This is a genomic window from Hymenobacter sp. YC55, assembly GCF_029433095.1.
In the GTDB taxonomy this organism is placed as follows: Bacteria; Bacteroidota; Bacteroidia; order Cytophagales; family Hymenobacteraceae; genus Hymenobacter.
The window spans coordinates 145,715-158,723 of record NZ_JARNTX010000002.1; the positions used below are offsets into that span (position 1 = coordinate 145,715).

Sequence of the window (13,009 nt, forward strand, 5' to 3'; positions counted from 1 at the left end):
CGTTTTTGCCTAAGAAATGTTATAAATTCTCCCGTACGTCTATTTTCGCCGCATTCAACGCTGGCCGAATAGAAACGGTGAGCGTGATGAGAACGATGGCCAAGCCAGTCAGAGCAATATCCGAGAACTGCATCTTCACTGGGTACGAGTCTACGACGCTCGTAGCCATGCCCATACTCACGATGTGGAAGGTCTGTTGGGCCCAGCAGATGGCAACTCCTAGCGCCAAACCCGTGACGGCGCCTACCAAAGCTACAATGGCTCCCTCGAGCAAGAAAATGCGCCGGATGTTGAGCGGCGTTGCGCCCATAGCCAGCAAAATGGCCACGTCCTTACGCTTGTCGATGACCAGCATCGAGAGTGAGAAGAAGATGTTGAGCGAGGCAATAAGCAGGATGAAGGCAAACGTGATGAACACAAACATCTTCTCCACCTTAATGGCCTTCAGCAAGCTCACGTGCTGCTCGTCGGAGTCGAGGACGCGGAACTGGCTGCCTAGCTGCTGTTTAACCAGCGCCTTTACTTCCTGAATATCGTGTTCGTCGCCTACGCCTAGCTCCAGGGCCGTGCGCCGGTTGCCGTATTGCAGTAAGCTTTGGGCAAAGTCGAGCGGTACGAAAATGTAGCTGTCGTCCATGTGCTGCTCGATCAGGAACACGCCACCCGCCAAGATACTTTGCTCGGTGAAGGCATTTTCCGGATTCATCGACAGCGTCTTCTTACCGGTATTGCGAGGATAGAGGAGGTGCAACGGGGCCAGACGATTGTTGAGGGCAATGCTTAGCTCGTGCTGCACACCAGCACCTAGCAGCGCGTAGGGTTCGTCGCCGCCGCGTAGCAGCCGGTGGTCCCCCTCGACAATAGCCGAATCGATGCGGCTTTGGGTGTAATAGTTTTCCGAAACGCCCTTCATCTTTACCACCATCTGGCGGTCGTGGTACTGGAGCAGGGCGTTGTCTTCGATAACCTCGGTAAGCAAGCCCACGCCCTGTATGCGCCGCAAGTCATCGAGCATTTTGGTGTTGACGGGAAATGACTTGCCTTGCACGGCCGTCACCAGCAAATCGGGGTCCGACTTGCCGTAGAGCGTGCGCACCAAGTCTTCGAGCCCATTGAATACCGACAGCACAATGACCAACGCCATAGTTCCGACCGCCACCCCAATCATGGAGATGTTGGAAATGATGCTGATAATGTTGCGCTTCTTCTTCGAGAGAAAATAACGCCGGGCAATGAGCAAGGGAACGTCCATGCGGGGCGTGCAGGGTGGGAATTAAGAAATTAGAATGGGTGAAACTGCCTAGCTAGCGCGACGCATAAACTCTTCGAGACGGCGCAAACGTTCCTCGTGGTCGTTAAGCACTACGTTTTTCAACTCCCGCGAATCCGTTTTTATTTCGCGCAACTCCGAAAGCAAAATAGCATCCGTTTCTTCCTGCCGACTGTTGAACTGTTCCTGTCGGCTGTTAAAGGCCAACTGATTACGGTTAAACTGCTGCTGCTCTTCATAGATGAGCTGCATCTGATCCAACATCTGATTCTGTACGCTTACCACTGTCTCCAGCACGCTGGTATTGCGTTGCAAAGAGTCTGAGAACAACGCAATTTGTTGTGCCTGTTGCGCCGATTGCGTTGTGAGGTACTGAAGAATTTGCGTGAGGTCAGATGGATCAGCCATGAGGGAGAAGGAGCGGGTTGGAGCCCGAAGATACGCTGCCGGGCGGAAAAGGTCTATTTCCAGGCCTTCACGATGAGGCCGGTGCCGGAGTCGTGCTTAGTATTGGCATCCATCCAGTTGAGTAGCAAGCAGAACGGAAACGTGACGAGGTAGTAGAACGGCAGCAGCGCGAAAAACCATTTCGAGTAGCCGAGCATCAAAATGGGATACTTCATGCTCAGCCGCCACGATATCTGGCCCGGCTCGCCGTAACTGTACTGGGCCTCAATTCGCTCGAAGCCCGCGGTGCGCAGTTTCTGCTGAATCTCGTGGATGTTGTAGCCGTCGCGCACGTGCTCTTCGATGAAGCTGGTTTCGTCGTCGGAGTGCACGTCGGAGCCGCCTTGGTCGGAAGGCGTGGAAATGAGCAGCATACCGCCATCTTTGAGGGAGGCGTGCACGTTGCGGAATACTTCCACGTCTTCCAGAATATGCTCCATTACATCAACCGCCAATGCCATATCGAAGGTGTTGGGCTCTTGATACAGCACTAGGTCCTGCACCGCAAACTGCACGTTGGACCGACCGATCTGGCGGAAGAACTTGTTGGAGTCGGCAATCTGCTCGTCTTTCACATCAACGGCCAGAATGTGCCATTTCGCACTCATGCTCGACAGCCAGTAGGTGTACTGCCCGTAACCAGAACCCGCATCCAGAATACTAAGCGCCTCGGTGGTGCGGCCTTTAGCCCACTGCCGGAGCTCCCGGTGCACGTGCCAGGTACGGAGCAGCAGCAAATCGAGCAGATGATAGAACAAGCGCCGCAGCAGTGGGGTGCGGTTGAAAACCTCGCCCAAAGAGCGTTTTATCGGATCGTAATGCAAAACGAGTAACTGAGTAGCGGAATAACTAAGTGAAAAACGAGTAACGGCGTAGCGGAGTACCTGAATATGCCGTTCAACTGCATGGTTTTCAGAACGGTACTACTCAGCTACTCCGCTAGTTAGTTGCTCTCTGCGTCGTCGGTGAAGAGTTTGGGGCGTTTGGGCGCTTCGGTGTCCGGCTGGTCGTTGGATTCTGGCTCGGCGGCCGGAATATCGAGCTGGCTCAGTACCTGGTCCATTTTGGCCGCGTAAGCAGCGGAATCGTCGAGGAAGAATACCAAGTCGGGCACGATGCGGAGCTGCTGGCGAACCCGCTTGGCCAGGGCCTGGCGGATTTGCTTCTGGTTGTCTTGCACCAGATCCAGCATCTCTTGGCCGCTGCCTTCGCGCGTTAGCAACTGACTCAGATAAACACGGGCTACGCCTAAGTCGGGAGATACGCGCACTCCGGCAATACCTGGCGCGAGGCCCGGAAACAAGTGCGGCAAGTCGCGCTGAAATACAGTGGCCAAGTCTTGCTGCAACAAGCTGGATACTTTTTGCTGTCGTTTACTTTCCATAAGAACTGCAAAGGTAGGTGATTAGGTGACAGATTTTTGGGTGAGCGAAAAGGAGGCGCCCGGCAAAAAGCGAATAACGTAGTTGAGGCGGTGGCCGCAACTACACCCTCGCCGCTGGCTTCCACTCACTCAACACGGAGGGCTAGCGCACAGCTCCCTGTATAGCATACTGCTAAGGGGAAGCACAAGCTACTCCTGTGTGTACGGTTTGCTGCCCTTGGTGGCCCTACGGTACGGTGCTGTAGCTGAGGAAACCAGGAGCAGTGAAACAACACGGGATTAAGCCCAAGAGTAGTTATCATACGCACACTACACTAGATGAATGTAGCTTTACTGCCAAACTTTCTGCTGCCTCATCGGCTGTTTTTCTTTGCGGCTGATTACTGCTTTACCTGTCACTTCTTCGCTTAACTAGTGCTTCAGTTTTTTAAAAGTCCGCTACCAACTCGCCTTGTGGTGCTGCTCCTGCTGGTGCTGGCGGTGCGGCTGCCGTTGGTGTGGTTGGGCGTGCCGCTAACCATGGCCGAGCTCCGCGCCATGCTCATTGGTGAGCGACTGCACGCTGGCGGCTTGCTCTACCGCGACCTTTACGATGCCACGGCACCGCTGTCAGCAGCCCTCTTTGCCGCCCTCGACGTGGTAGCTTCGCGGCCGTTGTGGCTCTACCGAACTCTGGCGCTCGGGCTGCTGCTTATCCAGGCGCTGCGCCTAAACTTTGTGCTCAACCGCGCCGATGTCCACCCCGAGCGGGGCTACCTAGCGGCGCTTACTTACTTGGTGCTGTCCAGCGTCACGACGGACCTCGATACTTTGTCGCCGCTCCTAATCGGGCACACGTTTATCATTCTCGGGTTCAGCGCTTTGCTGCCTACTTCGCGCGATGGGTACGACAACCGTCGCCTATTTCGGGCCGGGTTTCTGATTGGGGTGGCGGCGCTGTGCTACCTCCCGCTGGCGCTGTTTCTGCTGGTGGGGCTATTTGCCGTTATTGTGTTTGCTGCCAACTCGTTTCGCAGCTTTCTGCTGCTGCTCTGCGGCTTCGGTTTTCCGTATGCGGTGGTGGCTACCTTTTTCCTGTACAACGATTCTCTGCCCGCCTTCCGGCAATTTCATCTGCGGCCCTCTCTCAGCGGGCTCGTCATGGGGGCCGACGGCTTGCCGCTGCCGTTGCAGTGGCGCCTGCTTGTCTTGCCCGGTGCCGTGTTGCTGCTGGGCTTGGCCCGTTCCTTTACTACCTCGCTTGGGTTGGTATTTCAAGTGAAGTTTCAGCAGCTGATGCTGGTCTGGCTACTGGTTGCCATCCTGATGATGGCCGCTGGACGTGGCACGGCGCCGGGCACACTCGGGTTGCTGCTGCCGCCACTCACGTATTTTAGTTACTTCCTGTGGCAGAAGTCCCCAAGGCCTTGGGTGGTTGATGTGCTGTTTCTGGTGCTGCTTGGCTGCGTGGTGGGGCTGCGCTACCGCGAACTGCTGCGGCTGGAAGGTGTCCTGCGTTTTCCCGCCGAGGCCCGCTATGCGGTGCAGCCCAATCCCAAATACGCCAACCTGCGGGGACAGCGCCTGCTGGTACTTGGCGCCGACTTGCGGCCTTACCTCACCAATCCCATCGGCTCGCCCTACCTCGACTGGCGCCTGGCCCAAGTGGACTTCGGGCACCTCAGCCAGTATGCGGCCGTCTATCGCTTGGCCCGCAACCTAGAGTCCGCGCCGCCCACTGTCCTCATCGACCAAACCAACCGCCTCACGGAACTGCAATACAAAGTGCCCGCCATCTTCGGCCGCTACCAGCCCACCAGCACCCCGCGGGTCTACCGGCTGAAGTGAGGTGAATTGAGCTGAATTGATAAACCCCACCTGTCATCCTGACGAAGGAAGGACCTTATCGCCGCAGAACCAGACGATAGTACGTCAACGGTTCATAGGGCATAAGGTCCTTCCTTCGTCAGGATGACAGGTGGGGTTTGGTTTTGGGTGACTAGCAGGTTTTTGAAAGCTTGTTAACCCGCTGCCTACTGCTTACCCGTCAATCTTGCTGACGCGGGTTTGGTGGCGGCCGCCTTCAAAGGCAGTAGTCAGAAATTGGTTGGCAATGATGCGGGCGTTGTCTTCGCTGATAAAGCGGGCGGGCACGCACAGAATGTTGGCGTCGTTGTGCTGACGAGCCAGGGCGGCCAGTTCAGGTTCCCACGCAATAGCCGCGCGCACGCCGCGGTGCTTGTTGGCCGTGATGCACACGCCATTGGCCGAGCCGCACACCAGAATTCCCCGCTCTAGTTCGCCACTGGTAATGGCTTCGGCCAGCGGATGCACAAAGTCGGGATAGTCTACCGAGGCCGGAGAGTGGGTGCCGAAGTCGCGGACTTCGTAACCGTTGTCGCGCAGCCACTGGGCTAGCATCTGCTTGTATTCGAAGCCAGCGTGGTCGGAGCCTAGAGCAATGGTGTCCATAGGGGAGGAAGTGTGGAAAGTGAAGAAAACTCGTTGAGTAAGGCAACAAAGAAATGTGGGGAATGCGAGAATCGAGCAGGGCACCAGCCCCTTCTTTTCCTGCATTCCCCACATTCATTGGGTGAAATCTGTAGTCATCTAGCTGACGCCGCCATTTTGAGCGAGCCGGTCGTTGAGCATTTGGGTGCGGTTGCGGGTCACAACGCGGGCAATGTTGATACTTAGCTCGTAGAGCAACACAATCGGGATTGTGACGATGATCTGCGCTGAAATATCAGGAGGCGTAATAACGGCCGCAATAACGAGAATGACCACAATGGCATGCTTGCGGTAGAGCCGCATGATTTCCGGCGTAATCAAGCCAGCTTTGGCCAGGAAGAACACAATCATCGGCAGTTCGAACACAAAGGCACACGACAAGCTCATGGTTGTGAGCGTGCTAATGTAGCTCTGCAAGTCGATTTGGTTTTCGATGGTAGAATCGAGCTGGTAGGACGCCAAGAAGTTGATACTGAGTGGAGCCGCAATGAAGTACCCGAACAGCAGCCCGATAATAAACAAGATGGACACAAAGAACACGGCACCGCGCGAGTTGGCTTGCTCGTGCGGGTACAAGCCCGGCTTCACAAAGCGCCAGATTTCCCAGAACGTGTAGGGAAATGCCAACGCCAGCCCCACCACAAACGAGGAGCTGATGTGCATAGTGAGCTGCCCGCTCATCTGGCGGTTCTGCAAGTCGAAGGTTGGCTCTCCGATGCACAAGCTTTCGGCGTGAATCCACTGGCCGAAGCGGCAGAAAGCCCGATAAGTCCAGAAGTCGCCGCGGGACGGCCCCAGAATCAGGTCGTGAAACAGAAAGTCCTTGGCTAGGAAAGCAGCCGTAGTGAATACCACAATGGCAATGGCCGAGCGGATGATATGCCACCGCAGGGCTTCCAAGTGGTCAATGAAAGACATTTCCTGCTGTTGCCCCATCACAGGGTGCCCGGAAGAAGGGTGTTGTTGATCCACGGGGGAAAAGTAACGGAGTAGCGGAGTAACTGAGTAAGTCGAAAGGCAAGACGTAGAGCACAAACGAAATCCGAGGCTCCGAAGATGTACTTAGCCCCGATTCTGCCTTATTACTCTGTTACTCCGCTACTCAGGTACTCGATATTATGCGAAGAGCGGAAACTGCTGCATCCACTCGTTCACCTGACCGCGCACGCGCAGCAGGTAAGCGTCGTCGTCGTTATGCATCAGTACGTCGTCGATTAAGTCGACGATGCGGGCCATGTCGGTTTCGCGCAAGCCACGGGTGGTAACCGCCGCCGAGCCAATGCGCATGCCGCTGGTCACGAAGGGCGACTTGTCGTCGAAGGGCACCATGTTCTTATTGATGGTAATGTCAGCCTTGATGAGCGTATTCTCGGCCAGCTTGCCAGTGAGGCCCTTGCTGCGCAAGTCGATCAGCATAAGGTGGTTGTCGGTGCTGCCCGAAATGATTTCGTAGCCACGGTCGGTGAAGCCTTTCGCTAGTGCCTGCGCGTTGCGAATCACTTGCTGGGTGTACTCGGTGTAGGCGTCGCTTAAGGCTTCGCCGAATGCCACTGCCTTGGCGCCGATAACGTGCTCCAGGGGGCCGCCTTGCGTGCCAGGGAATACGGCTGAGTCCAGCAGCGCCGACATCATGCGCAGTTCGCCTTTCGGCGTCTTCAAGCCAAACGGATTCTCGAAGTCTTTGCCCAGCATGATGAGGCCGCCGCGGGGGCCGCGCAAGGTCTTGTGCGTGGTCGTCGTGACGATGTGGCAATAATCGAAGGGGTTGCCAAGCAAACCTTTGGCAATCAGACCGCTGGGGTGCGAAATATCGGCTAGCAGCAAGGCGCCTACTTCATCGGCTGCTTCGCGCAGGGCTTTGTAGTCCCAGTCGCGGGAGTAGGCCGAGGCGCCGCAGATGATAAGCTTAGGCTGCTCGCGACGGGCGGTTTCTTTCACTTTTTCCCAATCGATGAGGCCCGTTTCGCGCTCCACACCATAGAAGCTAGGCTGGTAGAGCTTGCCAGAGAAGTTGACGGGCGAGCCGTGCGTGAGGTGACCCCCGTGGCTTAAATCGAAGCCGAGAATTTTGTCGCCGGGGTTGAGGATGGCCAGCATAACGGCGGCGTTGGCTTGCGCGCCGGAGTGCGGCTGCACGTTCACCCATTCAACGCCAAACAACTCCTTGGCCCGGTCGATAGCCAATTGCTCGATTTGGTCGACGATTTCGCAACCGCCATAGTAGCGCTTGCCGGGTAGGCCCTCGGCGTATTTGTTGGTCAGGATGGAGCCCTGTGCCCGCATCACTTGCTCCGAAACATAGTTTTCGGAGGCAATCAATTCAATACCATGCGTTTGCCGCTCTTTTTCGCGCTGAATCAGGTCGAAGATGGCGGTGTCTTGGGTCAGGGTTGGGGCTTGCGTTTCCATAGGTTCAAAGGTACACCCACTGCCCGGAACTGCCAAGCTGCAAAGCAACAGGTAATGAAGTGCGCGCTGGGCGTGGCCCATTAAGGTTTACCCGGCTTAGCGTGATAAGCAGTTGGAGGCGTTTCAGTCGGCGGGCTCAGTTGAGAAATGTTACAAGATTTGGTTATGCGCTGGTGATGTAACTACCGGCTGCTTGTGTGTTAAGCGTAACACTCGTCCAGATGGCGAGCGTCTGGAATGGCACCGCGCCGTAGGAATGGGTGGGCAAGATGTACAGGAAGCTTCTAGACCTTGTGATGTAAGAGAGCAGCCGCTAAACACCGTGCATCTAAGCTGGCTTTTTTAGCCTTTTTCTTTCCGATTGAACCATACTACCTTGGCAATATCCTATGAGGTCGTTGCTACACTAGATGTTGTAGCCGCCTGCGCCCAGCTGTTATCCGCGGGCTAGTTGACTGAATATGAGGAGTTAGTATCACTCATTTCTGCTGTCTTGCTGCTGTAAAGCATAAGTATATGCTGGTTTTGCCTGCCGCCGGGGCGGAGCCAGCCCGCGTGCCCTATCCAACCTTTCTTCCCACCACAACCCTTATCTGTATGAGAAAGATTACTCTGCTTTCCGTTCTAGTCTTGCTGCTTGGCGCTTGGCTACTGCCCTTCGGCAGCTTGGCCCAGGGCAGCATTCCGTTTACCATTGCCAACAATTCACCTTACGCCGATAACACGTTGTACGTGGCCATTGTGGGTCTCAACCCGGCGGGCGAGCATGTTTGGATTGACCCGCGCACCAGCCAAGTGCTGCCCATGAATTCTTCGTACAACACGGTGCTTGGCCCAACATACAACGGCAACACCGGGCCAGGGCAGAACTCGCGCTATGCGTCGTGCTTTTTTCGGCTAAGTGACATTCCAAACAAGACCTTCACCTTACCCTACATTGCTGGCTGTCGGGTGTTCATTGCCCAGGGGCAACAGTTGTACTTCTATTTCTACGGCTCGACGGGGGCGCCCTCGGGCTACGCAGCGCCTAATGCTCAGAATCCGAGTGACCCGAACCGCGGTATTCTGTACGAATTCATTGAGCTGACCAACAACCAGTTCGGCTTCTTCGGCAACACCACCCGCGTCGATTCTTACAAGTACCCAATGGGCCTGGAGCTATTTGGTAACGGCTATCAGAAGCGCACCGGCGAGCTAAAGTCACACGCTGATATTGTAGCGGCCTACAAAGCCAACGTACCCGCTGAGTTTCAGGGTACGGTAAACAACACCACCGGCGAAATCACCTTCCCCTCCAAAACGGCCGCGTTCTACGACGGTACCAACGGCACCACCCCCGGCCCTTACGGCAACTATTTCGGCTCCTACATCGACGCCATCTGGAACAAGTACGTGAACGAGGATCTGATTTTCTTTGCCGGCAACGCGGGCGTATTCAAGGGGCGCATCAGCAACGGCCGGCTTACGGTTGTGGGGCAGTCGGGGGCCTTCACGGGCCGAACGGGAGTTGTGGCGCGCAAGCCGACCACGCAGGAAGCATTCGAGGGCAAAGGAGTGCTCGACAACCGCGTAGGCGACGGGGACTGTGACCTAGTGGTGCAGGCCCAGCTAACGGCTGCTATCAACCGCCACGTAGTAAACACCACCACGCCTAACCCCGGCCAGCAGAACTGGTACGACGCCAGCCGCTACTACCAGACCGCACCCATGAACTACTACGCGCGCTTCTGGCACCTGCCCGGCATCAGCGTAGACCAGCTTAGCTACGGTTTCGCCTACGACGACGTAAACGACCAGTCGGCCACGCTCCAAACGCCGCAGCCAACCCGCGTTGTGGCCACGTTCGGCGGCTACGCTGGCACGGGCACAACTCCGAGTGGCGGCGTGGCTACCACTTACAAAGACTGCAACTACACCGGCACGGCCGTTGCGCTGCCAGTGGGCAACTACACGCTAAGCCAGCTCCAGAGCCGGGGTATACTGGACAACGATATTTCTTCGCTCCGGGTCAACAGTGGCTACCAGGTAGTGCTCTACGAAAGCGACAACTTCACTGGCGCCTCTCTCACGGTGGGCAGTGCTGGCAATAGCTGCCTGGTCAACAACCCGCTCGGGACCGGCAACTGGAACGACAAGGCCACTTCGGTGCGGGTGCAAACGGCTACCGCCGCCTTTAGCCGGCAGCTGGAAGCCGAAGCCGCCAACGTAAACAACGGCATGACGGTAGAAGCCTGCTCCGAAGGCGGCCAGAACATGGGCTTCATTGATCAGGGCGACTATCTGGTGTGGAACAGCATTAACTTCCCAACTTCAGGTAGCTATACCATCGAGTACCGCGTAGCCAGCGGCGCGGCGGGCGGTACCGTGTCGGCGGACCTGAACGGGGGCAGCATCCAGCTAGGCAATACCACAATTCCTGGCACCGGCGGCTGGCAGAACTGGACCACCGTGTCGCGGACCGTTACGGTCAATGCGGGCACCTACAATTTCGGCATCTACGCCCAGACCGGCGGCTGGAATATCAATTGGGTGCGTATCACGCAGAACAGCGCTGCTCGCACGGCATTGGCCGCCAAAAGCTCCGATGCTGCCACCGCCGATGTGCAGCTTTATCCTAACCCCGTGGTCGACCAACTCCACCTAAGCAACTCGGGGCTGAAGCTGATTGGCAGCCACTACCGCATCCTCGACACGCGCGGCCGCGTGATGAGCAGCGGTACTTTCGACGAGGGTACGGCCCCGGTTAGCACCTTGCCCGCTGGTCTGTATCTATTGGAAGTCAGCACCAAAGACCAACAAACCATTATTCGCCGCTTCCAGAAATAAACAAATGTAGCTAGTGCGAAATGCAGGTTGTCCACAGATCGGGCAGCCTGCTTTTTTGTGAAGAAGCTAGCAGAGCACCGAGCAAAAATTCTTGTTGCTCGGTATGGAATCCGGAGTGCGCAAGCATCAGACAGGTATCCGCTTCACCTAATCCTGCCTGTTATGAAGAACTCCTTGCTTCTGCCGCTGCTGGTCGCCACTACTAGCCTAGCCTTTGCGGCCTCACTTGCACATAAACCAGCGGGCCCGGCGGCCTCGTTTGTTTCGCCCCAGGCTTCTGACACGCTTACGGTGCGCGGGCGCATCACCGATGCAGTTACAGGTAAAGGCCTGCCAGGCGTGACTGTGCTAGCAAAAGGCACCAACACTGGCGTTTCCACTAACCCAGATGGCACCTATGCTTTAACAATGCCGGCCGGTAAGCGGGTACTCGTTATTAGTCAGGTTGGCTATGTGTCGCAGGAGCGCAAAGTCACCAAAGAGAAGCGCGTGGTAAACGTGGCGTTGCGGCTCGACAACACGCCACTGAATGAAGTGGTAATAAGTGCCGCTGGCACTGCACCTAACCAAGTGCAGGAAGAGTTGTCAGACAAAGTTGCCGGTGTGCATATCGCTCAGGGTCAGAAAGTTAAAGCCGAGGGGATACGAATTCGCGGGGCGAGAGCCCTGCATGGCTATTTTCCGACGGTGCCACGCCCCGCTCCTGGCGCCGGTGAATCCTATGCGCATGTCAAAGAAGACGGGTTTCACAACGCTACCAAAGACCCGCTTAGCACCTTCAGCATTGATGTGGATGCAGCCAGCTATACCAACGTGCGTCGCTTTCTCAACCAGGGCCAACGCCCGCCAGCAGACGCCGTTCGCATCGAAGAAATGCTGAACTACTTTCACTACGACTACCCGCAGCCCACCGGCCCCGAGCCGTTTTCGGTGACTACCGAACTGGCCACTTGCCCCTGGAACCCGGCGCACCAGCTGGTACATGTAGGGTTGCAGGGCAAGCAAGTTGCCACCGATAAGCTGCCGCCCGCTAATCTGGTGTTTCTGGTGGACGTGTCGGGCTCGATGGACGATGACGACCGGCTGCCGCTGGTGCAAGCCGGGTTGCAGTTGCTGGTGAAGGAGTTGCGGCCCCAAGACAAGGTAGCGTTGGTGGTGTACGCCGGAGCCGCCGGCCTCGTGCTCCCTCCCACGGCCGGCGACAAACGCAGCCAGATTCTGCGGGCCATTGATGACCTACGGGCCGGTGGCTCCACGGCGGGCGGAGCCGGTTTGCGCCTAGCCTACCAAGTGGCCCGCGAAAACTTCACCAAAGACGGCAACAACCGCTTGATACTTGCCACCGACGGCGACTTCAACGTGGGCGAGCAAAGCGACGACGCCATGGAACACCTGATAGAGCAGGAACGGGAATCGGGGGTGTTCTTGACGGTGCTCGGCGTGGGCCAGGGCAATTATCAAGACAAGAAAATGGAACTGCTCGCCGACAAAGGCAACGGCAACTACGCCTACCTCGACAACCTCGACAACCTCGACGAGGCCCGGCGGGTGCTGGTGCGGCAGTTCGGCGGCACGCTCTTTACGCTGGCCAAAGATGTGAAGCTGCAAGTGGAATTCAACCCCGCTCGGGTACGCGAATACCGCCTTATTGGCTACGAAAACCGCACCCTTGCCGCCGAAGACTTCAACAACGACCGTAAAGATGCCGGCGAAATGGGCGCGGGCCACACAGTCACGGCCCTATATGAGGTGGTGCCCGTCGGCGCCCCTGCTGCCGTTGATAAACTTAAGTATCAAACCAGTGCCAGTCCCGAAAAGCCCGCGCCAGCTTCCGCAGACGTACTGATGGTGAAGCTGCGTTATAAGGAGCCGCAGGGCAGTACCAGCCGGTTGTTTGAGCGCACATTGCTCGGACCAGTCACACCATTGGAACGGGCTTCCGAAAACATACGTTTCGCTACTGCGGTTGCTCAATTTGGAATGCTACTACGGGAGTCAATGTACAGAGGTACTGCTACTTTCGAGAGTACAGCTCAGTTGGCGAATCAAGCAAGGGGAAAAGATGTGGAGGGGTATCGCGCAGAGTTGGTGCGTTTAATTAAAATTGCGGACGGGTTGCAGCCAGCACTGAACGGCTACGGCGCCCGGTAAGAATCAGAAATCAAGGTATTGGGTCAGGCTGG

At 56.7% G+C, this 13,009-nt stretch carries 10 protein-coding genes; 3 read left to right on the forward strand and 7 right to left on the reverse strand.

The genetic code is table 11. The annotated features are described in order from the left end of the window. Nucleotides 1-19 precede the first annotated feature (19 nt). From P1X16_RS13840 to P1X16_RS13855, 4 genes are all read right to left on the reverse strand, one after another. The gene (locus tag P1X16_RS13840) at nt 20-1,252 is read right to left on the reverse strand and encodes an FtsX-like permease family protein (protein WP_277229921.1); all 1,233 of its coding nucleotides are present in this window, start codon (nt 1,250-1,252) and stop codon (nt 20-22) included. Between the two features lie 48 nt (nt 1,253-1,300). Beyond that, nucleotides 1,301-1,678 (reverse strand): hypothetical protein, encoded by a 378-nt coding sequence (locus P1X16_RS13845; RefSeq protein ID WP_277229923.1) that lies wholly within the window; start codon nt 1,676-1,678, stop codon nt 1,301-1,303. Between the two features lie 53 nt (nt 1,679-1,731). Continuing rightward, nucleotides 1,732-2,541 (reverse strand): class I SAM-dependent methyltransferase, encoded by an 810-nt coding sequence (locus P1X16_RS13850; RefSeq protein ID WP_277229925.1) that lies wholly within the window; start codon nt 2,539-2,541, stop codon nt 1,732-1,734. Between the two features lie 119 nt (nt 2,542-2,660). Further along, on the reverse strand, nt 2,661-3,101 hold the full coding sequence (locus P1X16_RS13855; protein ID WP_277229928.1) for a ribosome-binding factor A: 441 nt from the start codon (nt 3,099-3,101) through the stop codon (nt 2,661-2,663). A gap of 414 nt (nt 3,102-3,515) precedes the next feature. Between P1X16_RS13855 and P1X16_RS13860 the strand changes: the two genes are divergently transcribed. Further along, the gene (locus P1X16_RS13860) at nt 3,516-4,928 is read left to right on the forward strand and encodes a hypothetical protein (RefSeq protein ID WP_277229930.1); all 1,413 of its coding nucleotides are present in this window, start codon (nt 3,516-3,518) and stop codon (nt 4,926-4,928) included. A 192-nt stretch (nt 4,929-5,120) separates the two neighbouring features. On the opposite strand, the gene rpiB is transcribed toward P1X16_RS13860, so the two are convergent. The 3 genes from rpiB to glyA all read right to left on the reverse strand — a co-directional run bounded on the left by rpiB (nt 5,121) and on the right by glyA (nt 8,000). After that, on the reverse strand, nt 5,121-5,552 hold the full coding sequence (gene rpiB / locus P1X16_RS13865; protein ID WP_277229933.1) for a ribose 5-phosphate isomerase B: 432 nt from the start codon (nt 5,550-5,552) through the stop codon (nt 5,121-5,123). Nucleotides 5,553-5,690: 138 nt separating this feature from the next. Next, nucleotides 5,691-6,563 carry a twin-arginine translocase subunit TatC gene (gene tatC, locus P1X16_RS13870; protein ID WP_346771250.1) on the reverse strand — a complete coding sequence of 291 codons (873 nt, stop codon included), beginning with the start codon at nt 6,561-6,563 and terminating at the stop codon, nt 5,691-5,693. 144 nt (nt 6,564-6,707) lie between these two features. Next, the gene (gene glyA, locus P1X16_RS13875) at nt 6,708-8,000 is read right to left on the reverse strand and encodes a serine hydroxymethyltransferase (RefSeq protein WP_277229936.1); all 1,293 of its coding nucleotides are present in this window, start codon (nt 7,998-8,000) and stop codon (nt 6,708-6,710) included. A gap of 597 nt (nt 8,001-8,597) precedes the next feature. Between glyA and P1X16_RS13880 the strand changes: the two genes are divergently transcribed. Together P1X16_RS13880 and P1X16_RS13885 are read left to right on the forward strand one after the other, a co-directional pair. Then, the gene (locus tag P1X16_RS13880) at nt 8,598-10,826 is read left to right on the forward strand and encodes a beta-1,3-glucanase family protein (RefSeq protein ID WP_277229939.1); all 2,229 of its coding nucleotides are present in this window, start codon (nt 8,598-8,600) and stop codon (nt 10,824-10,826) included. 162 nt (nt 10,827-10,988) lie between these two features. Then, entirely contained in the window at nt 10,989-12,977 is a 1,989-nt protein-coding gene (locus P1X16_RS13885; RefSeq protein WP_277229942.1) for a von Willebrand factor type A domain-containing protein, read from the forward strand. Nucleotides 12,978-13,009: the final 32 nt, after the last annotated feature.